General features: G+C 69.5%; 22 protein-coding genes. 16 read left to right on the top strand and 6 right to left on the bottom strand.

The genetic code is table 11. The features are described from left to right. Window positions 1–29 precede the first annotated feature (29 nt). Complete coding sequence (locus JOE46_RS06620; protein ID WP_373560303.1) at window positions 30–1,169, top strand: 8-amino-7-oxononanoate synthase; 1,140 nt, start codon at window positions 30–32, stop codon at window positions 1,167–1,169. Next, on the top strand, window positions 1,166–1,867 hold the full coding sequence (gene bioD, locus JOE46_RS06615; RefSeq protein ID WP_209926616.1) for a dethiobiotin synthase: 702 nt from the start codon (window positions 1,166–1,168) through the stop codon (window positions 1,865–1,867). Before JOE46_RS06620 ends, bioD begins: the two co-directional genes overlap by 4 nt. Here the strand turns inward: bioD and JOE46_RS06610 are convergent. Beyond that, window positions 1,837–3,126 (bottom strand): cytochrome P450, encoded by a 1,290-nt coding sequence (locus tag JOE46_RS06610; RefSeq protein WP_245220955.1) that lies wholly within the window; start codon window positions 3,124–3,126, stop codon window positions 1,837–1,839. The two genes, bioD and JOE46_RS06610, sit on opposite strands and share 31 nt — an antisense overlap. 138 nt (window positions 3,127–3,264) lie before the next feature. On the opposite strand from JOE46_RS06610, the gene JOE46_RS06605 reads away from it, so the two are divergent. From JOE46_RS06605 to JOE46_RS06585, 5 genes are all read left to right on the top strand, one after another. Beyond that, window positions 3,265–3,549, top strand: coding sequence for a hypothetical protein (locus JOE46_RS06605; protein WP_097214340.1), 285 nt, complete (start codon window positions 3,265–3,267; stop codon window positions 3,547–3,549). Next, window positions 3,546–4,364: a hypothetical protein gene (locus tag JOE46_RS06600; RefSeq protein WP_097214339.1), complete on the top strand. Its 819-nt coding sequence runs from the start codon at window positions 3,546–3,548 to the stop codon at window positions 4,362–4,364. Before JOE46_RS06605 ends, JOE46_RS06600 begins: the two co-directional genes overlap by 4 nt. A gap of 68 nt (window positions 4,365–4,432) precedes the next feature. Further along, window positions 4,433–6,385, top strand: coding sequence for a fumarate reductase/succinate dehydrogenase flavoprotein subunit (locus JOE46_RS06595; RefSeq protein WP_209926615.1), 1,953 nt, complete (start codon window positions 4,433–4,435; stop codon window positions 6,383–6,385). After that, complete coding sequence (locus tag JOE46_RS06590; RefSeq protein WP_097214337.1) at window positions 6,382–7,137, top strand: succinate dehydrogenase/fumarate reductase iron-sulfur subunit; 756 nt, start codon at window positions 6,382–6,384, stop codon at window positions 7,135–7,137. Before JOE46_RS06595 ends, JOE46_RS06590 begins: the two co-directional genes overlap by 4 nt. A gap of 44 nt (window positions 7,138–7,181) precedes the next feature. Beyond that, a complete protein-coding gene (locus JOE46_RS06585) occupies window positions 7,182–8,138 on the top strand; it encodes an alpha/beta hydrolase (RefSeq protein ID WP_097214336.1) in 957 nt (318 codons plus the stop codon). A gap of 20 nt (window positions 8,139–8,158) precedes the next feature. Here JOE46_RS06585 and JOE46_RS06580 read toward each other — a convergent pair whose 3' ends face one another. Next, a complete protein-coding gene (locus tag JOE46_RS06580) occupies window positions 8,159–9,322 on the bottom strand; it encodes a lipase family protein (RefSeq protein WP_374102883.1) in 1,164 nt (387 codons plus the stop codon). A 192-nt stretch (window positions 9,323–9,514) separates the two neighbouring features. Between JOE46_RS06580 and JOE46_RS06575 the strand changes: the two genes are divergently transcribed. After that, on the top strand, window positions 9,515–11,086 hold the full coding sequence (locus JOE46_RS06575; RefSeq protein WP_209926614.1) for a class I adenylate-forming enzyme family protein: 1,572 nt from the start codon (window positions 9,515–9,517) through the stop codon (window positions 11,084–11,086). Window positions 11,087–11,163: 77 nt separating this feature from the next. On the opposite strand, the gene JOE46_RS06570 is transcribed toward JOE46_RS06575, so the two are convergent. Both JOE46_RS06570 and JOE46_RS06565 read right to left on the bottom strand, forming a co-directional pair. Then, entirely contained in the window at window positions 11,164–11,700 is a 537-nt protein-coding gene (locus JOE46_RS06570; protein WP_097214334.1) for a hypothetical protein, read from the bottom strand. 117 nt (window positions 11,701–11,817) lie between these two features. After that, window positions 11,818–12,405 carry a TetR/AcrR family transcriptional regulator C-terminal domain-containing protein gene (locus JOE46_RS06565; RefSeq protein ID WP_097214333.1) on the bottom strand — a complete coding sequence of 196 codons (588 nt, stop codon included), beginning with the start codon at window positions 12,403–12,405 and terminating at the stop codon, window positions 11,818–11,820. A 197-nt stretch (window positions 12,406–12,602) separates the two neighbouring features. Between JOE46_RS06565 and bioB the strand changes: the two genes are divergently transcribed. From bioB to JOE46_RS06550, 3 genes are read left to right on the top strand one after another with little or no spacing between them, the layout of a single operon-like run. Further along, window positions 12,603–13,616, top strand: a complete 1,014-nt coding sequence (gene bioB, locus JOE46_RS06560; protein WP_097214332.1) for a biotin synthase BioB — start codon at window positions 12,603–12,605, stop codon at window positions 13,614–13,616. A gap of 10 nt (window positions 13,617–13,626) precedes the next feature. After that, entirely contained in the window at window positions 13,627–13,881 is a 255-nt protein-coding gene (locus tag JOE46_RS06555; protein ID WP_077041885.1) for a hypothetical protein, read from the top strand. 2 nt (window positions 13,882–13,883) lie between these two features. Beyond that, window positions 13,884–14,462, top strand: coding sequence for a DUF2567 domain-containing protein (locus JOE46_RS06550; protein ID WP_269590176.1), 579 nt, complete (start codon window positions 13,884–13,886; stop codon window positions 14,460–14,462). On the opposite strand, the gene JOE46_RS06545 is transcribed toward JOE46_RS06550, so the two are convergent. Continuing rightward, window positions 14,459–15,148 carry an NUDIX domain-containing protein gene (locus tag JOE46_RS06545; protein ID WP_097214331.1) on the bottom strand — a complete coding sequence of 230 codons (690 nt, stop codon included), beginning with the start codon at window positions 15,146–15,148 and terminating at the stop codon, window positions 14,459–14,461. The genes JOE46_RS06550 and JOE46_RS06545 overlap by 4 nt on opposite strands. A gap of 108 nt (window positions 15,149–15,256) precedes the next feature. Here JOE46_RS06545 and nadA point away from each other — a divergent pair, with 108 nt between their 5' ends. From nadA to JOE46_RS06525, 4 genes are all read left to right on the top strand, one after another. Next, window positions 15,257–16,288: a quinolinate synthase NadA gene (gene nadA, locus JOE46_RS06540; RefSeq protein ID WP_077041882.1), complete on the top strand. Its 1,032-nt coding sequence runs from the start codon at window positions 15,257–15,259 to the stop codon at window positions 16,286–16,288. Next, the gene (locus JOE46_RS06535; protein ID WP_209926612.1) at window positions 16,288–17,853 is read left to right on the top strand and encodes an L-aspartate oxidase; all 1,566 of its coding nucleotides are present in this window, start codon (window positions 16,288–16,290) and stop codon (window positions 17,851–17,853) included. Before nadA ends, JOE46_RS06535 begins: the two co-directional genes overlap by 1 nt. Window positions 17,854–17,892: 39 nt before the next feature. Beyond that, a complete protein-coding gene (gene nadC, locus JOE46_RS06530; RefSeq protein ID WP_097214329.1) occupies window positions 17,893–18,756 on the top strand; it encodes a carboxylating nicotinate-nucleotide diphosphorylase in 864 nt (287 codons plus the stop codon). Between the two features lie 68 nt (window positions 18,757–18,824). Beyond that, window positions 18,825–19,238, top strand: coding sequence for a VOC family protein (locus JOE46_RS06525; RefSeq protein WP_209926610.1), 414 nt, complete (start codon window positions 18,825–18,827; stop codon window positions 19,236–19,238). 22 nt (window positions 19,239–19,260) lie between these two features. Here the strand turns inward: JOE46_RS06525 and rhtB are convergent, their stop codons facing one another. After that, complete coding sequence (gene rhtB / locus JOE46_RS06520; protein ID WP_209926608.1) at window positions 19,261–19,893, bottom strand: homoserine/homoserine lactone efflux protein; 633 nt, start codon at window positions 19,891–19,893, stop codon at window positions 19,261–19,263. Window positions 19,894–19,998: 105 nt separating this feature from the next. Here rhtB and JOE46_RS06515 point away from each other — a divergent pair, with 105 nt between their 5' ends. Then, the gene (locus JOE46_RS06515) at window positions 19,999–20,469 is read left to right on the top strand and encodes an SRPBCC family protein (protein ID WP_097214352.1); all 471 of its coding nucleotides are present in this window, start codon (window positions 19,999–20,001) and stop codon (window positions 20,467–20,469) included.

Genomic DNA, 20,469 nt, shown 5'->3' with positions numbered 1-20,469 from the left:
GTTCAAGTCCTGGCGTATGGTGCGTCATCGTGGGAAACGATGACGCACTGAGCTGGCTGGACGACGTCGCGCAGCAGCGCCGTGACGCCGGGCTGCGGCGTGAGCTGCGGCCGCGCACGCCTGCCCCGGCGACGATCGACCTGGCCTCCAACGATTACCTCGGTCTGGTCCGACACCCGGAGGTGATCGACGGCGCGATGGCGGCGCTGCGCCGCTGGGGTGCGGGCGCGACCGGCTCGCGCCTGGTCACCGGGACCACCACCGAACACGAACTGCTAGAGCGTGAACTGGCCGAGTTCGTCGGCGCCGAGTCCGGGCTGGTGTTCTCCTCGGGGTACGCGGCGAATCTCGGCGTGGTCACCGCGCTGTCCGGCAAGGGCTCGCTGATCGTCTCCGACGCGGGCAGCCACGCCTCGCTCGTCGACGCCTGCCGGCTGTCGAGGGCTCGGGTGCAGGTCAGCCAGCGCGCCGACGTGGACGCGGTCCGCGACGCGCTCGCGACCAGGACCGAGGCGCGTGCCCTGGTGCTGACCGACTCGGTGTTCAGTGCCGACGGCGACCTGGCGCCGGTGCGCGAGCTGCACCGGGTCTGCCGGGAATACGGTGCGGTGCTGTTGGTGGACGAGGCGCACGCGATCGGGGTGCGGGGCGACGGCGGGCGCGGGCTCGTCCACGAGGTCGGGTTGGCGGGGGAGCCGGACCTGGTGGTCACCGCGACGCTGTCGAAGTCGCTGGCCAGCCAGGGCGGCGTGGTGCTCGGCGACGCCCGGATCCGCGCGCACCTGATCGACGCCGCCCGCCCCTTCATCTTCGACACCGGGCTCGCGCCCGCCGCGGTCGGCGCAGCGAGGGCCGCGCTCGAGGTGCTGCAACGCGAACCGGAACGGGCGGCCGCCGTCCTCGGCCGGGCCGCGGACCTGGCGCGAATCGCCGGCGTCCCGGAGCCCGAGTCCGCGGTGGTCTCGGTGGTGCTCGGCGACGCTCAGCGGGCCTTCGACGCGGCCCAGGCCTGTCGCGAACGCGGGCTGCACGTCGGCTGCTTCCGTCCGCCGTCGGTGCCGGAGGGCACCTCCCGGCTGCGCCTGACCGCGCGGGCGACCATCACCCCCGACGAGCTCGCCACCATCGAGACCGTTCTCACCGAGATCCTCGCCGGGGCGCCCGCGTGAGCGTGCTGCTCATCAGCGGGACCTCGACGGACGTCGGCAAGACCGTGGTGACCGCCGCGCTCGTCTCGGTCGCGCTGTCCGCCGGTCGCACGGTGGCCGTGTGCAAGCCGGCGCAGACCGGCGTGGGCGTCGGCGAGCCGGGGGATCTGGCCGAGGTGCAGCGGCTTTCGGGCGTGGACCAGGTGGTCGAGCTGGCCCGGTACCCGGAGCCGCTCGCCCCCGACACCGCCGCCCGCCGCGCAGGGATGCCCCAGCTGGAGTGTGCCGAGGTGGTGGCCACGGCCCGTGCGCTCGACGCCACCCACGACCTGACCCTCGTCGAGGGCGCGGGCGGGCTGCTGGTCCGCCTCGGGGCGGACGGCTTCACGCTCGTCGACGTGGCGCGGGAGCTCGGCGCCCCGGTCCTCGTGGTCGCCGCCGCGGGACTCGGTACCCTGAACCACAGCGCGCTGACGGTGCGCGCGCTCGAATCCGCCGAGGTGCCCTGCGTTGGTCTGGTCATCGGCTCGTGGCCGTCGGAGCCGGACCTCGCCGCCCGCTGCAACCTCGAGGAGCTCGCCGAGGTGACCGGCGCACCGCTGCTCGGGTCGGTTCCGGCCGGCTCGGCCGTGCTCGAACGCGAGGCATTCGTGGCCGCCGCGCCCGGATGGTTCGATCCGGCGCTCGCTCAGCGCTTGACGGGGCAGCCGCTGCCGTAGTCGACGTCGAACCGCTTGATCCCGTTGAGCCAGCCGGAGCGCAGGTGTTGTGGGTCGCCGAGGCGGGAGATGTCCGGTATCCGGTCGGCCAGTGCGTTGAAGATCAGGTCGATCTCGAGCAGGGCGAGGTTCGAGCCGAGGCAGAAGTGTGCGCCCGAGCCGCCGAAGCCCAGGTGCGGGTTGGGATCCCGGGTGATGTCGAACCTCGTCGGATTGTCGAACACGTCCTCGTCGAAGTTCCCGGAGGCGTAGAACATCGCGACCCGGTCGCCCTTGCGGATCTGCTGACCGCCGAGCACCGTGTCGGCGGTCGCGGTCCGCTGGAACGCCGTCACCGGCGTCGCCCATCGGACTATCTCGTCGGCTGTCGTGGCCGGCCGCTCGCGCTTGAACAACTCCCATTGGTCCGGGTTCTCCAGGAACGCGATCATCCCGTGGGTGATGGCGTTGCGGGTGGTCTCGTTGCCCGCCACCGTCAGCAGGATCACGAAGAACCCGAACTCCTCGGGGGTGAGCTCGTCGCCGTCGATATCGGCCTGGATCAGGGTCGTCACGATGTCCTCGGCCGGGCACTGACGGCGGGCGTCGGCCAATTGGTAGGCGTACCCGAGGATCTCCGCGGAGGCGGTCAGCGGGTCGGTGTCGTAGTCGGGGTCGTCGCCGCCGGTCATCTCGTTGGACCAGTCGAAGAGTTTGCGGCGGTCCTCCTGCGGCACACCGATGAGTTCGGCGACGGCCTGCAACGGTAGTTCGCAGGCGACCTGCGAGACGAAGTCGCCGCTGCCCGCCGTCGCGGCGGACGCGACGATCTTCTCGGCGCGTTCCGCGAGGGTCGCGCGCAGGTTCGAGATCGCCCGTGGAGTGAACCCGCGGGCGACGAGTTTGCGCAGCGTGGTGTGCTCCGGTGCGTCCTTGTTCAGCATGATGAGCCGCTGCATCTCGACGTTCTCCGGTGTGATGTCATCCTCGACCCGGACCATGGCGGTCTTCTCCCAGCTCGAAAAGAGCTCGGAGTTCCGCGAGATCTCCCGGATGTCGGCGTGCTTGGTCACCACCCAGTAGCCCTCGTCGCGGTAGCCGCCGACGTCGGGCGGCTGCGGGTTCCACCACACCGGGCAGTGCGCACGGAGCGCGGCCAGCTGCGCGTGCGGCACACCCGTCACGTACAGATCGGGATCGGTGAAATCGAATCCCGCGGGCAGGTCGAGGCCGGGGATCGGATCCTGCGGAGCGGTTCGACGACCACGCTGGGACACCATGCGAACACCCTTCTGTCGGTCCGACACGGCGCCCGATTCAAGAGCGGTTCCGACGAATTGCCGAGTCGGATGCGGGGTCGTGGCCATGCGCTTACCGTAGTGTGATAGCAATCACATCATCGGGTCTCGGAGGTTCGAATGTCCACCACCGAAATGATGGAGCTGCAACGCACGATCGGGCACCTGCGGCAGTGCGTCGGCTCGCTCCGCACGGTCTACGGCGACGCGGCTGCGGTCCGCAGGCTCGCCAATGACGTGGAGCGACTGGAACTCGACGCGGGTGACCTCGACGAGTCGCCTCCCCGGATGGCGCACGGCGGGCAGCACGAGCGGGTGCCCGTGCCGGACACCCCGTACGACCAGACGCTGTGGCTCGGCGCGGACGACGAGGGCGTAGGCGGTCATCCCCACGAGCGCCGGTGAGCGCGCCGGCACGGGTGTCCGGTGGCGTCACCGGATCCTCGCGCGCGCGGATATCCGCGCGCACCCTGCGGACGGACCGATGGTGGCTGGCCCCACTGCTGACGACTCTGGGGCTGGCCACCTTTGTCGTGTACGCGAGCATCCGGTCCTGGGTCCGCACCGCCTACTGGGTCGACCAATACCACTACCTGACCCCGTTCTACTCGCCGTGCCTGAGCGACTCGTGCGTGCCGGGGTCCAGCCATTTCGGTACACCCATCGGAGAGCTGCCGATGTGGATACCGCTCGGCTTCCTGGTGCTGCCGTTCCTGCTCGGCTTCCGGATCACCTGCTACTACTACCGCAAGGCCTACTACCGCTCGGTCTGGCTGGCGCCCGCCGCGTGTGCGGTCGCCGAGCCGCACGAGCGGTACACCGGCGAGACGCGGTTGCCGCTGATCCTGCAGAACTCGCACCGTTACTTCTTCTATGCGGCGCTGATCGTCTCGCTGATCAACACCTACGACGCGATCGCCGCCTTCCACGGTGAGAGCGGTGGGTTCGGCTTCGGCCTCGGCAACGTCATCCTGCTGGTGAACGTGATCCTGCTGTGGGCGTACACACTGTCCTGCCACTCGTGCAGGCACATCACCGGTGGCCGGCTCAAGCACTTCTCGGCGCACCCGGTCCGGTATCGGCTCTGGACCCTGGTCGGCCGGCTCAACACCCGGCACATGCAGCTCGCCTGGACGACGCTCGCGACGCTGATGATCACGGACTTCTACATCATGCTCGTCGCCAGCGGCACCATCTCCGACCTGCGTTTTATTGATTGAGTTCGAGCATTGATCGAGCTCAAGCACTGATCGATCCAAGGAGCAACCGAGATCAAAGGGGGCCGCCCGTGGCCGAGGTCGAACGGCACACCTACGACGTCGTCGTGATCGGCGCAGGAGGCGCGGGACTGCGCGCGGTCATCGAGGCACGTGAACGCGGTCATTCCGTCGCGGTGGTCTGCAAATCGCTGTTCGGCAAGGCACACACGGTGATGGCGGAGGGCGGCTGCGCGGCCGCCATGGGCAACGCCAACTCCAAGGACTCCTGGCAGGCGCACTACCGGGACACCATGCGCGGCGGCAAGTTCCTCAACAACTGGCGGATGGCCGAGCTGCACGCGCGCGAGGCGCCCGACCGAGTGTGGGAGCTGGAAAGCTATGGCGCGCTGTTCGATCGGACCGAGGACGGCCGGATCAGCCAGCGCAATTTCGGTGGCCACACCTATCCGCGGCTGGCGCACGTGGGGGATCGCACCGGCCTGGAGATCATCCGCACCATGCAACAGAAGATCGTCGCCCTCCAACAGGAGGACTTCGCCGAGACCGGCGACTACGAGGCTCGGATCAAGGTGTTCGCCGAATGCACCATCACCGAGCTCCTGCGGGAGGACGGCCGGATCGCGGGCGCGTTCGGTTACTGGCGCGAATCCGGGCGGTTCATCCTGTTCGACGCGCCCGCGATCGTGATGGCCACAGGTGGGATCGGCAAGTCCTTCAAGGTCACCTCGAACTCGTGGGAGTACACCGGCGACGGGCACGCGCTGGCCCTGCGCGCGGGCGCGAACCTGATCAACATGGAGTTCGTGCAGTTCCACCCGACGGGGATGGTGTGGCCGCCGAGCGTGAAGGGGATCCTCGTGACCGAGGGGGTCCGCGGCGACGGTGGGGTGCTCAAGAACTCCGAGGGCGAACGGTTCATGTTCTCCTACATCCCGCCGGTGTTCAAAGGCCAGTACGCCGAGACCGAGCAGGAGGCGGACGGCTGGCTCACCGATCCGGACAACAACCGCCGCACGCCGGACCTGCTGCCGCGCGACGAGGTGGCCAGGGCGATCAACTCGGAGGTCAAGGCGGGGCGGTCGACGCTGCATGGGGGCGTCTACCTCGACATCGCCTCCCGGATGCCCGCCGACGAGATCGTGCGTCGGCTGCCGTCCATGCACCACCAGTTCAAGGAGCTCGCCGACGTCGACATCACCAAGGAGCCGATGGAGGTCGGGCCGACCTGTCACTACGTGATGGGCGGCATCGAGGTGGACCCCGACAGCGGATCGTCCAGCCTCCCCGGCCTGTTCGCGGCGGGGGAGTGCTCGGGCGGCATGCACGGGTCGAACCGGCTCGGCGGGAACTCGCTGTCGGACCTGTTGGTCTTCGGTCGTCGAGCCGGCCTCGGGGCGTCGGACTACCTGGAGTCGCTCGATCGCAGGCCGGTGATCGACGAGGCCGACGTGATCGCAGCCGCGGCGATGGCGCTGGCACCGTTCGATCCGCCGGCTGAGGGCGAGGCCGCGGAGAACCCGTACACATTGCACACCGAGCTCCAGCAGACGATGAACGATCTCGTCGGCATCATCCGGACGGACGGCGAGATCCGGGAGGCGCTGGCGAAGCTGGAGGAGATCAGGCGGCGGATCCCCGGCGTCACGGTCGAGGGACACCGGCAGTTCAACCCCGGCTGGCACCTCGCGGTGGACCTACGGAACATGCTGCTGGTCAGCGAGTGCGTCGCGAAGGCGGCGTTGATGCGGACCGAGAGCAGGGGCGGGCACACCAGGGACGACCACCCTGCGATGGACTCGGGGTGGCGGGGCACGTTGTTGGTGTGCAGCGTGGTCGGCGGCGCCGACACCGCTGCGGGCACCGTGGTGCCCGATGTCACGGTCGCGCCCGAACCTCAGCAGCCGATGCGCGCGGACCTGTTGGCGCTGTTCGATCTCGGGGAACTGGCCAAGTACTACACGGACGCCGAACTCGCCGATCACCCGGACTCGGCCCGAATGGGAAGTGAGGGCCCGTCATGACCTACGACGCGAGCTTCAGGGTGTGGCGCGGGGACGTGGACGGCGGTGATCTGCAGGACTATTCGATACCGGTCAACGAGGGTGAGGTGGTCCTCGACATCATCCACCGCTTGCAGGCCACCCAGGCACCGGATCTGGCTGTGCGCTGGAACTGCAAGGCGGGCAAGTGTGGATCGTGCTCGGCGGAGGTCAACGGCAGACCCCGGCTGTTGTGCATGACCAGGATGTCCACGTTCACCGAGGACGAGGTCATCACCGTCACCCCGATGCGGACCTTCCCGGTGATCCGGGACCTGGTCACCGACGTGTCCTTCAACTACCAGAAGGCCAGGGAGATCCCGTCTTTCACGCCGCCTCCGGGGCTGAAGCCGGGGGAGTACCGGATGAAACAGGTGGATGTGGAGCGATCGCAGGAGTTCCGCAAGTGCATCGAGTGCTTCCTGTGCCAGAACACCTGTCACGTGGTGCGCGACCACGAGGAGAACAAGCAGGCCTTCGCCGGACCGCGGTTCCTGATGCGGGTCGCCGAGTTGGAGATGCACCCACTCGATGTCGCCGACCGACGCGACGCCGCGCAGGACGAGCACGGACTGGGCCTGTGCAACATCACCAAGTGCTGTACCGAGGTGTGCCCGGAGAACATCCGCATCACCGACAACGCGTTGATCCCGATGAAGGAACGCGTCGTCGACCGGCGTTATGACCCGATCGTCTGGCTGGGCAACAAACTGTTCCGGCGCGGCGACAGCTGAACCCGGTCGGCGGGCACCATGTTCGACGAGGGAAGGAAGCTCCGATGTCCAACGAGCCGGTTCTCGAGCGCGACGCCAAGGAGTTCGCGGACGCGACGGCGGTGCCGCCGTTCATCTATGAGTTGCCCGTGGCAGAGGGCCGCATGAAATTCGACGAGGTGCAGGCGGGTGACACGGTCGCGCCGCCGGTCGAGACCGAGGACCGGGTGATCCCTGGCGGACCGTCGGGGGCGGTGCCGGTCCGCATCGTTCGGCCGAAGGGCGCGAGCGGGACGCTGCCCGTCATCCAGTACAACCACGGTGCGGGGTGGGTCTTCGGCAACACCCACATCTACGACCGGCTGATCCGTGAGCTGGCGGTGGGCGCTGATGCGGCCGTGGTGTTCCCGAGCTACAGCCTCTCGCCCGAGGCGAAGTATCCGACCGCCATCGAGGAGATCTACGGCACCGCCAGTTGGATAGCCGCACAGGGCGCCGAGGCGGGTCTCGACGCGACCCGCTTCGCGGTGGCGGGCGACAGCGTGGGCGGCAACATGACCATCGCCCTCACCCTGATGGCGAAGGAGCGCGGCGGTCCGGACTTCCGCCAGCAGGTGCTCTTTTATCCGGTGACCGACGCAGGCCAGGACACGGAGTCCTACCGCCAGTTCGCGGACGGCTATTTCCTCACCGCGGGCGCGATGGCCTGGTTCTGGGACCAGTACACGACCGATCCGGGCCAGCGCGCCGAGGTGCTGGCCTCGCCGCTGCGCGCTACCGAGGAGATGGTCGCGGGCCTGCCGCCTGCGTTGGTCATCAACGGGGAGGCCGACGTCCTGCGCGACGAGGGCGAGGCCTACGCCAACAAGCTGCGCGCCGCAGGCGTGGCGGTCACCGCGGTGCGGTTCCAGGGCATGATCCACGACTTCGTCATGCTCAACGCGCTGGCCGACACGCACGCCGCCCGCGCCGCGATGCTGCTCGCGACGACCACGCTGCACCGGGCGTTACACGGGGACTGAGGGTTTCGGCGCCCGTGGGCTCATGGCACCCGGAAGGCCTCGCGGACGAAGTCCGTCGCGTCGGGTAGCGACAACCGCATCGTCCCGAGGTGTCCTGCCGGGTAGGGCCGGAAGGTGAACTGTTCTCCATTGCCGGTCAGGTCCGCGACCAGTTTCAGGGTCAGCGGCGCCGGGACCACCTCGTCCAGCATGCCCTGCCCGATGAAGAACGGGCGGTCGTATCCGCGGGTCGGGATCTCCAGCATCTCGCGCAGCGCGGACAGGATCACCGGGTCGTCCAGTTGCCGGGAGAGCAACTCGCCGATCGAGATCCCCGCGAACGCCTCCGCCGCCTCGGGGTAGCAGAGCGATTCGGCCCGGTCCAGCACCTCGCGGCCGAGCGGGCTGAGGTAGCCGTCGACGTCGATATCGGGGCGGGTGGCCCGCAGCCCGGCCAGCATGTAAGAGATGAACACCGTGGTGCCGGTCAGCGGGAGCTCCGGAAAGGCCGGGCCACCGAGCGGCGCGAGGTTCTCGATGTTCGACGGCACCCCGAGGCCGACGGCGCCGCGGTAGTCGAGTTCAGGGGCGTACGAGGTGGCGAGCGAGGCGGCGACCATCGCGGCCTGGCCGCCCTGAGACTGACCGAGCGCCACCCACTTGCGGGAGAGGGACGGAACGATCGCGCGGGCGGCGCGGACCATGTCGACGACGCTGTAGGCCTGCGATCGGCCGTCGAGATACGGATGGATCCCGGGGGTGCCCAGGCCCACGTAGTCGGTGGCGACCACGGCGTACCCCTGTGTCAGCCAGCGCGTCAGGTAGCCGCCGCCGAGCACCCCGGTGGCCGTGGGTGCGCACTCGTCGGCGAGCCCGATCGCGCCGTGCCCCCAGGACACCACCGGCCAGCCGCCGGGCGGGGCCTGGCCCGGCGGGATGAAGACCGCGCCGGTGCTCAGCGCCGGCCTGCCGCCCGGGCCGGTGGACCAGTAGGTCACCAGGTGGGCGTCCGCCGCGTCGGGGATCCAGTACTCACGCACGAGAGGTCCGGACGAGGCGACGGTGCCTGGCGGTCCAGCGGGCGCGGCGTGCGCAGGCACGGTCAGCGTCAGTGCCGCCGCGACGAGCGCCGCGACCAGCATCGCGCCCGCGGAGCGTGCGAAACGCCCCGACGGATGGGTACCGCGATCGAACCGGCCGACCATTCACCCATTGTGGGCGCAATGAGGCCATCGCGTGCGGAGGGGCGGAAAACAAGCAAGCATGCTTGCTTAGTTCGTTAGGTCCGCTTACAGTGGCGCAAGCTTGCCGATGTGATCGCCGTCACGCCGCCCGACTCCGGGTGGGTGTGGCGGCGGTGGTGCCGGCGCCCTCCCGACGACTGATCGGAATGCTTGATGGACAACGGAATTGGCAACTGTCCCACGATTCCCGCGCTGCTCGCGGCCCGGGTCGCGACAGCGCCCGAGGCGACTTTTGTCCACTTCGGTGGTGAGGCGATCAGCTACGCCGAGATCGACGCGCGGTCGGACCGTGTGGCCACCGGGTGGCTGCGTCTGGGTATCGGCCGCGGGGACCGCATCGCCATCGCGGCGACGAACTCGCCTGACTGGATCGTCGCGCACCTCGCCGCGGCGAAGATCGGCGCCGTGCTGGTCACCCTCAACGTCGTCTACCGCGAGCGCGAGTTCACCCACATGCTCACGCAGTCGGGGGCTCGCGCCCTGATCTGCGACGCGGAGTCGAACGGATTCGAGTTCGGGCCGTTTCTCGACCAGCTGCGTCCCGACATCCCGACGGTCGAGCATCTGGTGTTCCTCGGTGGTGACGAGGTTCCTGGTGGAGCGCGATGGTCGGACCTCGCCGCCACCGAGCCCGATCCGGCGCTGCTCGCCTGCGCCGCCGAGGGCGTCCGCCCCGCGGATCCGGCGGTGATCCTCTACACCTCGGGAACGACCGGGACGCCCAAGGGTGCCACCATCACTCACGCCAGCCTGCTCGCCTCGGCCGCTGCCCAGGCGGAGCGGTTCGAGCAGACGGCCGCGGACGTGATCCTCGGCGTCATGCCGTTCAACCATGTCGGCGGGCTGACTTGCACGTTGGGCTCGACCCTGGTCACCGGCGGCGCCATCGCGCTGTTGCCGAGGTTCCACCCGGACCTGGTGGTCGACGCGATGGCCGGTGCCGGGGTGACGATGTTCGTCGGCGTCCCGACCATGTACAAGATGGTGCTCGGCACGGACTCCGTTGCCGGCGTGGACATGTCGAGCGTGCGGTTGTGTGTGGTCGGCGGGTCCAACCTCGAGCCCGCCCTGGCCGAGCAGGTGGCGGCGCGATTCGACGGCGTCCGGATCGCGAACCTCTACGGCATGTCCGAGACATCCGGGGCCTGCGTGATCTCGCCGCCGGGTGACTCATTGGAGACGGTCGGCCGCAGCATCGGGACCATGACCGGCGAATTCGAGGGCCGTGTCGTCGACGACAGGAACAACCCGCTCGGCCCGGGCGAGGCCGGCGAACTGCAGGTTCGGGGCGGGTGCGTGGCGGCGGGCTACTGGCAGCTGCCGGACGAGTCGGCCGCGACTTTCCACGCCGACGGCTGGCTGGCCACCGGCGACATCGCGTCGATGTCGGAGGACGGGCACGTCACTCTGCTCGGCCGCCAGAAGGAGATGTACGTGCGGGGCGGATACAACGTCTACCCGGCCGAGGTCGAGAATGTGCTGGTCGCGGACCCGACGGTGGCGATGGCCGCGGTGATCGGGGTGCCCGACGAGACCTTCGGCGAGAGCGGGTACGCCTTCGTGGTGCCCGCGGCCGGCGCCACGGTGGACGTCGAATCGCTGCTCGAGCGGTGCAGGCTCGCCTTGGCCAAGTACAAGGTGCCCGACGGGGTCGAGGTGGTCGACGGCCTGCCGATGACGCCCGCGGGCAAGATCCGCAAGGTCGCTCTCACGCCGCGGATCTGACCGGGCGGAGGCCTGAGCCGCAGTGGCGGTTGAGGGCGGGCGTCAGCCCGCTCCCAACCGCCACCGAGGGGTCCGACTTACTTCACGCCCGCCTTGATGGTGGCGTCCTGTACCTTCGCGATCTCGATTGCCACTTCGGCCGGAACGCGTTCACCGGTCTTGCTGTTGAATTCGAGGAACGCAAAGGCCCTGCCCTCACCGAAAACCACGACGGTCGTCCCACTCTGGTCATTCAGTATGCCGCCGCCAACACCGACGTCGGCGGGAGAAAAGGTCGCGCCTCCGGCTTCCTGGGACACGGCGTCCTTTGCCGCCGCGACGGCTGCGGCGGCGGTCTCCGAATCCTCGTGCACGATGACAGACGTACTGATCGCCTCAGTGTCCTCACTGTTGCCGAAATTGCCGGTGATGCCGTCCTGCTCCGGCTTGGTGGACACCAATGTCCAGCCGGCGTCGATGTCACTCGGCTCGATGAGCAGGCTCGTGTAGTCGATCGATGCGGGCGACGAGGCCGCGACGCTGGTCGATGCGACCAAGGTGGCGGCGGACGCAGATTCCTCGGCGGAACCGCAGCCGGCGAGTCCGACGGACAGCGCCGCAGCGGCACCGAGCACCGCAACTTTCGATATCTTCATCCGAGGATGATGGCAGGTGCGAAAACCTCGCGCAAACCAGTTATTCCGTTGGTAGTGAAGGGAGTTCGAGCGCGGTACTCGACCGCGAGACGTAACCTAGTCCCGGACCGCCGCGTGCAGCCGGCTGCGCACACCGTCCACGAACAGGCTCAGCCCGTAGTCGAAACGTGCTGTGCCGCTAGTGCTGTCGTAGAGCGGGGATGCGTCCTCGACGAGGGCGCCGTGCGAGTCCATCTGCATGCGGGACTGCTCGTCCATGGTCTGGCCGAGGATGTAGTAGAGCAACGTGTCGGCCGCGAGTTCGGACTCGTCGTCGGGCAGGCCTGCCTCGACGCAGGCGCGGGCGAGGGTGTCCCTCGCGTCGTTGGTGGCCAGCCGCGCCGAGTACGACGCGGCGGCGAGCTCGGCGCCGTCACGGTGCGCGAGCAGGGCGTCGCGGATCCGGTGCGCGAACGCCGCCAGCCGGGCATCCCAGTCGTGCGCGTCGAGCGGTGCGGAGACCCGGGCGAGCATTTCGTCGGTGATGGCGGCGAGCAGCGTCTGCTTGTTCGGGAAGTGCCAGTAGAGCGCCCCCGGCTGTACGCCGAGCGAGGTGGCCAGCCTGCGCATCGTGAGGTCCCCGAGGCCGTACTCGTCGAGGATGGCGATCGCGCCACCGAGGACGTCACCGCGTCGCAGTTGCACTGTTCGTCATCCCCTGAGTTGTCGTGTGGCGTTTGACACCATTCCACCACGACCCTAACCTGAACGCCGTTCAACTTGCACGGTGTTCAAGTTGCGGCACCGCCGCAGCGTTCAAGTTGCGGAACCGCCGCAGCGTTCAAGTTGCGGCACCGCCGCGGCTTTTCTGCGGCACCGTGTCCAGCCCCCGAGGAGTTGCAGTGACCCAGGCCCCCGCCCGCACAGACATTCTCGCCGTCGCCAGGGAACAGGTCCTCGAGCGCGGTGAGGGACTCACCCAGGAGCAGACGCTCGCCGTGCTGCAGCTGCCGGACGAGAGCCTCGAGGACCTGCTCGGCCTCGCCCACGACGTGCGGATGAAGTGGTGCGGGCCCGAGGTCGAGGTCGAGGGCATCATCAGCCTCAAGACCGGCGGTTGCCCCGAGGACTGCCACTTCTGCTCGCAGTCCGGGCTGTTCGCCTCCCCGGTCCGCGCCGCGTGGCTCGACATCCCGAGCCTGGTCGAGGCCGCCAAGCAGACCGCCAAGTCCGGCGCCACCGAGTTCTGCATCGTCGCCGCCGTCCGCGGACCGGACGAGAAGCTGCTCGCGCAGGTCGCGGCCGGTATCGAGGCCATCCGCAACGAGGTCGACATCCAGATCGCGTGCTCGCTGGGCATGCTCACCCAGGAGCAGGTCGACCAGCTCGCCGCGATGGGTGTGCATCGCTACAACCACAACCTCGAGACCTCCAAGTCGCACTTCCCGAACGTGGTCACCACGCATACCTGGGAGGAGCGCTGGGGCACCCTGAAGATGGTCCGCGAGGCCGGCATGGAGGTCTGCTGCGGCGGCATCCTCGGCATGGGCGAGACCCTCGAGCAGCGCGCGGAGTTCGCCGCCAACCTGGCCGAGCTCGATCCCGACGAGGTGCCGCTGAACTTCCTGAACCCGCGCCCGGGCACCCCCTTCGGTGACCTCGAGGTGCTGCCCGCAAGCGACGCGCTGCGTGCCGTCGCCGCATTCCGGCTGGCGTTGCCGCGCACCATCCTGAGGTTCGCGGGCGGCCGGGAGATCACCCTCGGTGACCTGGGTGCCAAGCAGGGCATCCTGGGCGGAATCAACGCCGTCATCGTCGGTAACTACCTGACCACGCTGGGCCGCCCGGCGGAACAGGACCTCGACCTGCTCGGCGAGCTGCAGATGCCGATCAAGGTTCTCAACGACACCATCTAGGGTTGGATACGTGACGTTCCCTCAAGAGCTGAGCAATGCCGCGCCCGTCGACGAGATCGTCGAGCGCTACAACCCGTTCACCGGTCGACGGGTGGTGCCGGGTTTCGACGACACCATCCCGGCCGCGGCTCAGCTCGGCCTGGAGCCGCCGCGCTTCTGTGAGGACTGCGGCAGGCGGATGATCGTGCAGATCAGTCCCGACGGGTGGTGGGCCAAGTGCTCCCGGCACGGCGTCCTCGACTCCAGCTACCTGGGCCAGCGCTGACCGTGGCCGTCGACAGGTCGGAGATCCGTGCCGCCGCGCGCATCGTGGTGGCGGTGGTCGCGGCCAGTGCGCTCGCCGGGATCGGGTGGGGGCTGCTCGTGCCCGCACAGCATTTCCTGGTGATCTCCGGCGGTCGCGCGGCGTCGCTGACCTCCGAGAGCGGCCACCAGTTCGATGCGGTCGCGTTGTTCCTGTGCGCCGGCCTGACCGTTGGCGTGCTGAGCGCGTCGGCGGCCTGGCTGTGGCGTTCGGTGCGTGGTCCGGTCGTGCTGATCGGCCTGCTGATCGGGTCGGCCGTTGGTGCCGCCACCACCGCGGTTGTCGGCCTCGGGGTCGCGGGGCTCCGGTTCCCCGACCTCCCCGACGCCATCGAGGGGCAGATCGTCCCCGTCTCGCCTGGGTTGGGAACCGCGATGGTGCTCATCCTGCAGCCGCTGGTGGCGGCCTTCGTGTACCTGGTGCTCGCCTCGATGAGCCCGCGCGACGACCTCGGTGTCGCCCCGGCTTCCGACGAGAGTGCACCTGCCGGCGACCTTCCAGGGCCGATGCCCCAGCAGGTGCACAGTGGGCTGGAGGCCTAGCTCGGCGGTCGAAGGGCGGCGAACTCGTCGGTGACGCGCAGCCGCGACTCGGCGAACCGATAGAGCGCGGGCGGACGACCGCCCGCTTTGCCCGATGGCGCGGTGGTGCCGGTTGGTGTGAGCACCCCGCGGCGGCCGAGCACCCGCTGCAGATTGGTGGCGTCCACCTGGTAGCCGAGTGCGGCGCAATAGATCTCGCGCAGGGTCGACATCGCGAACTCGGCAGGGGCAAGGGCGAAGGCGATGTTGGTGTACGACAGCTTCGCCGCCAACCGCGCCCTGGCGTGTGCGACAACGACGCCGTGGTCGAACGACATCTCGGGCAGGGCGGAGACCGGGTGCCAGGCGGTGTCCGGGGGCAGGTGCGGATCGGAGGGCAGGGGGATCAGCCCGAGGAAGGTCGATGCGATCCGCCTGTCGCCGGGGACCCGGGCGGGATCGCTGAACACCGAGAGCTGCTCCAGGTGCGCCACCTCGCGCACGTCGACCTTCTCGGCGAGCTGACGCCGTGCCGAGGTGATCAGGTCCTCGTGGTCGCAGAGCTGTCCGCCGGGCAGCGACCAGGTGCCCTTCTGCGGGTCCAGGGCCCGCTGCCACAGAAGGACCGCCAGTTCGGGGCGGCCGTCGAAGTCGCGAACCTGGAAGACCGCGGTGAGCACTTCGTGGACGGTGCTACGATGGGGCATGTTTTCGATCCTAAGTCGAAAACCCCGAGAATCGAAACCCGCACGTGCGGGGAATCGGATGGCAGATCCGGCGCAGACCGACCGGATCCACGGTGAAGGAGCAAGGCCATGACATCGACGTTGTGGGCAGGTGCGGGTTCGATCACGGACGCACCCGGCGGTTACACAGGTGTGGAGGCCACTCCGGAGTGGGCGGCCGAGGTGCGGCGCCTCGCCAAGGAGCGCGGCGCGACGCTGCTCGCGCACAACTACCAGCTGCCCGCCATCCAGGACGTCGCCGACCACGTCGGCGACTCGCTGGCGCTGTCCCGGATCGCCGCCGAGGCGCCGGAGGACACCATCGTGTTCTGTGGCGTGCACTTCATGGCCGAGACCGCGAAGATCCTCAGCCCGAGCAAGACCGTGCTCATCCCCGACGAGCGCGCCGGTTGCTCGCTGGCCGACTCGATCACCGCGGACGACCTGCGGGCGTGGAAGGCCGACTACCCCGACGCGGTGGTGGTGTCGTACGTGAACACCACGGCCGAGGTGAAGGGCCTGACCGACATCTGCTGCACCTCGTCCAACGCGGTCGACGTGGTGAACTCGATCGACCCCGACCGCGAGGTGCTGTTCCTGCCGGACCAGTTCCTCGGCGCGCACGTCAAGCGGGTCACCGGCCGGACGAACATGCAGATCTGGGCGGGCGAGTGCCACGTGCACGCCGGCATCAACGGTGACGAGCTCACCGCGCAGGCCAAGTCGCACCCTGACGCCGAGCTGTACGTGCACCCGGAGTGTGGCTGCGCCACCTCCGCGCTGTACCTCGCGGGCGAGGGCTTCGTACCCGAGGACAAGGTCAAGATCCTGTCCACCGGCGGCATGCTGGACGCGGCCCGCGCGAGCAAGGCGAAGCAGGTGCTGGTGGCGACCGAGGTCGGCATGCTGCACCAGCTGCGCAAGGCCGCGCCCGAGATCGACTTCCAGGCCGTCAACGACCGCGCCTCCTGCCCGTACATGAAGATGATCACCCCGGCCGCGCTGCTGCGCTGCCTGATCGAGGGCAAGGACGAGGTGCACGTCGACCTGGCCACCGCTGAGCGGGCGCGCAAGTCCGTGCAGCGGATGATCGAGATCGGCAACCCGGGCGGCGGCGAGTAATGACGCCTGCCGGCGAGGCGAGCTGGGAGGCGAACGCCGACCTCGTGGTCGTCGGCGGCGGGGTCGCGGGACTGACCGCGGCCCGCGCCGCCTCGCTGCGCGGCCTGAAGGTGCTCACCGTGAGCAAGGGCGGACCGACCGACACTGCCACGCAGTACGCGCAGGGCGGCATCGCGGTCGTCGGCGACCTGCGCACGGACTCGGTCGACTCCCACGTGGCGGACACCTGTGCGGCGGGCGCCGGGCTGTGCGACGAGGATGCCGTGCGCTCGATCGTCGCGGGCGGCGCCGACGCCGTCGCCGCGCTCACCGACCTCGGTGCGGTCTTCGACCGGGGTCGCGACGGCGCGGTCTCCCGCACCCGCGAGGGCGGGCACAGCACCCGCAGGATCATCCACGCGGGCGGCGACGCCACCGGCGCCGAGGTGCAGCGGGCGCTCAACGCCGCGGGCCTGCCCGTGCTGTTCGGCGCGGCGGCCGCGCGGGTCGTCACCAACGATCGCGGTGTGGTGGGTCTGCTGGTGCTCTCAGACGAGGGGCTCGGCGTGATCCACACGCCGTCGGTGCTGCTTGCCACCGGTGGGCTCGGGCAGCTGTACTCGTGCAGCACCAACCCGCCCGGCGCGACCGCCGACGGCATTGCGCTGGCGCTGGACGCCGGTGCGGCCGTCGCGGACGTCGAGTTCGTGCAGTTCCACCCGACCGTGCTGTTCACCCCCGGCGGCATCGGCCGGCGGCCTCTGATCAGCGAGGCCGTGCGCGGCGAGGGCGCGATCCTGGTGGACGGCAACGGTGACTCGGTGACGGCCGGGGTGCACCCGATGGGGGACCTGGCGCCGCGTGATGTGGTCTCGCGCGCCATCGCGGACCGGATCCGCCGCCTCGGCACCGACCACGTGTACCTCGACGCGCGCGGGCTCGCCGGGTTCGCGGAGCGGTTCCCGACGGTGACCGCCTCCTGCCTGGCCGCGGGGATCGACCCCCCGCACCAGCTCATCCCGGTGGCCCCGGCGGCGCACTACGCGTGCGGCGGGGTGGTGACCGACGTGCACGGGCGCACCGAGGTGTCCGGGCTCTACGCGGCGGGCGAGGTGGCGCGCACCGGTCTGCACGGCGCCAATCGGCTGGCGTCGAACAGCCTGCTCGAGGGGCTCGTGGTCGGGGAGCGGGCAGGCATCGCGGCTGTCGAGCGGTCCGGACTGCCGGTGGAGGTCGGCTCAGCGGACCTGCGGTCGCGGCCGCACGTCGCCCGCGATCGGATGCAGGCGCTGATGACCGCGCACGCCTCGGTGGTCCGGGACGGGGCCGGATTGTCGACGGCGGCAAGCGAACTCGCCGGGTCGGTGCAGCTCGTCCCGGCCGATGCGACGGGTCTCGAGGACGCCGCGCTCACCGTGACGGCCGCCGCCCTGGTGCTGGCGGCCCGCGCACGGACCGAGAGCCGGGGCTGCCACACTCGCAGCGACTTCCCCGAGGCCTCGGAATCGTTGCGCCACGGCATCGAGGTCCGGCTGGGGTCGGACGGCGAACTCGAGCTGCCCGAACTCGTGACGGCCCCGAACTAGAGACAGACGACCCTTGTGACGACTTTCGACAGGAGCACGATGACCACGCTGGCTGACGGCCTGGACCGCGACGAGATCCTCACCCTGGTGCGGGTGGCGCTGGGCGAGGACCTGCGGTACGGCCCCGACATCACCTCGGTGGCGACGGTGCCCGAGGGCGCGGTGGCCAAGGCCTCCGTGGTCTCCAGGGCGGCGGGCACGGTGGCCGGGATCGAGGTGGGCCTGCTGGTGCTCGACGAGGTGGTCGGCGCGGGAAACTACGAGGTGCTGGCACGCGTAGACGACGGTGCCGTCGTGCGGCCGGGGGAGTCGGTGCTGACCGTGCTGGCCCCGACGAGGGACCTGCTCACCGCGGAGCGCACCATGCTCAACCTGATGTGCCACCTGTCCGGGATCGCGACCGCCACCGCGGCCTGGGTGGAGGAGGTGCAGGGCACCGACTGCCGGATCCGCGACAGCCGCAAGACCCTCCCTGGGTTGCGCGCGTTGCAGAAGTACGCGGTCCGGATGGGCGGCGGGGTCAACCACCGGATGGGCCTCGGGGACGCGGCGCTGATCAAGGACAACCACGTCGCGGCGGCGGGCTCGGTGGTCGCCGCGCTGAACGCGGTGCGGTCGGCGGCCCCGGACATCGAGTGCGAGGTCGAGGTGGACAGCCTGGCCCAGCTCGACCAGGTGCTCGCGGAGGATGTCGAGCTGGTGCTGCTGGACAACTTCGCGCTCTGGGAGACGCAGACCGCGGTCCAGCGGCGCAATGCGGTGGCGCCGCGGACCAAGCTCGAGTCCTCCGGCGGGCTCACGCTCGACGTCGCGGCTGACTTCGCCCGGACCGGGGTGGACTATCTCGCGGTCGGTGCGCTGACGCATTCGGTGACGGTGCTGGATCTCGGCCTGGACATGTAGCCGTTTCCTGTCGCCGGGCCGCGCTAGTCTGCAAGAGACCGAACGTGCGACGGATGAAGGAGAACCAGATGAGCTCTCGTCTCAACCCGTACATCAGCTTCGCCGACAACGCGAGGCAGGCCATGGAGTTCTACCAGGGTGTGTTCGGCGGAACCCTGAACCTGAGCACCTTCGGTGAGTTCGGCGCACCGGATGCCCCCGAGGCCAACCTGATCATGCACGGCATGCTGGAGACCTCCGGCGGATACACGCTGATGGGGGCAGACACGCCGCCCGGGATGGAGCACAAGCCCGGGGAGAACATCGCGGTGAGCCTGAGCGGCGACGACGGCGACGAGCTGCGTGGCTACTGGGCGAAGCTGTCCGACGGAGGCACCGTGTCGGTCCCGCTGGAGAAGCAGATGTGGGGCGATGAGTTCGGCATGTGTACCGACAAGTTCGGCATCGGTTGGATGGTCAACATCGGAGCCCCACAGGCCTGACGGCCTGGCGGCCGTATCGCGGCTAGGCCGTCGCGCCCCGCCGCACAAGCGACAGGAACGCTGCCGCGGCGAAGAACAGGCCGGAGAACACCCGGCCGGTGACCCGCTGCTGTTTCGGTGACCGCATCATCCGCAGCACCCGCGCGGCCAGCCCGGTGTAGCCGGTCATCACCATTACGTCCACGGCGATCATCGTCGCGGCGATGATCGCGTATTGCGGGACCAGGGGTGCTGCCGGGTTCAGGAACTGCGGGAGGACGGCCAGCATGAAGACCACAGCCTTCGGGTTGCTGGCGTTGACCAGGAACCCGCGCGCGACCAGGGCGGCGGCGGAGTGGCGGCGGGTATCGGTCTCCGCGGACACCTCGGTCGGCGAGGCCCGCCACTGCCGGATCCCGAGGTAGACCAGGTAGGCGACGCCGAACCACTTGATGACGGTGAACGCCAGCGCCGAGCTGGCGAGGAGGGCGCCGACCCCGGCCGCGACGATGACCACCTGTAGCAACAGCCCGATCTGCAGGCCGAGGATGTTCCAGTAGCCGCGGCGCAGACCGTGACTGAGGCCGGTGGACATCGACGCGATCGCTCCCGCGCCGGGGGACAGGCTGATCACCCACGCGGCGCCGAAGAACGCGAACCACACCTGCCAGGCCATGAGAACTCCACCTTCACCTACGAGGAGCGGGCGACACGCGACGCGCGTGCCCGCGGTTGGAGCATAGGACGGGGCCGCCACGCGTATCTTGTGGCCATGCCCGCACTGTCTGTCGAGCCCGTAGACCTGGGACCCCGCAGGGTGGCCCGCCGCGTCCTGGTCAATGCCCCCGTGAACGAACTGTTCGGCCTGGTCGCCGACCCGAGACGACATCACGAGTTGGACGGCTCTGGGACCGTGCAGGCCTCCGTCTCGGGGCCCGCCCGACTCGAGCGGGGCGACAAGTTCTCGATGTCGATGCGGATGTACGGCTTCCCCTACCGCATCACCAGCACCGTCACGGCGTTCGAGGACGGCAGGCTGATCGAGTGGCGGCACCCATTCGGGCACCGGTGGCGCTGGGAGTTCGCCGAGGTCTTCTCTGCCGACGCGCCGGTGCCGCAGACACAGGTCACCGAGGTCTTCGACTACACCGGCTCCAAGCTGGCAAAGTCCTTCGAGCTCATCGGGTTTCCCCAGAAGAACGCGAAGGGGATCTCGGAGACGCTCGAGGGTCTGCAGCGGCGATACGCCTGA

The sequence above is a fragment of the Rhodococcus sp. PvR099 genome, from assembly GCF_017833315.1.
GTDB classification, from domain to species: Bacteria; Actinomycetota; Actinomycetes; order Mycobacteriales; family Mycobacteriaceae; genus Rhodococcus_G; species Rhodococcus_G oryzae.
Note: the sequence above shows the minus strand (reverse complement) of the source record. Positions and strands in the feature narration are given on the sequence as shown.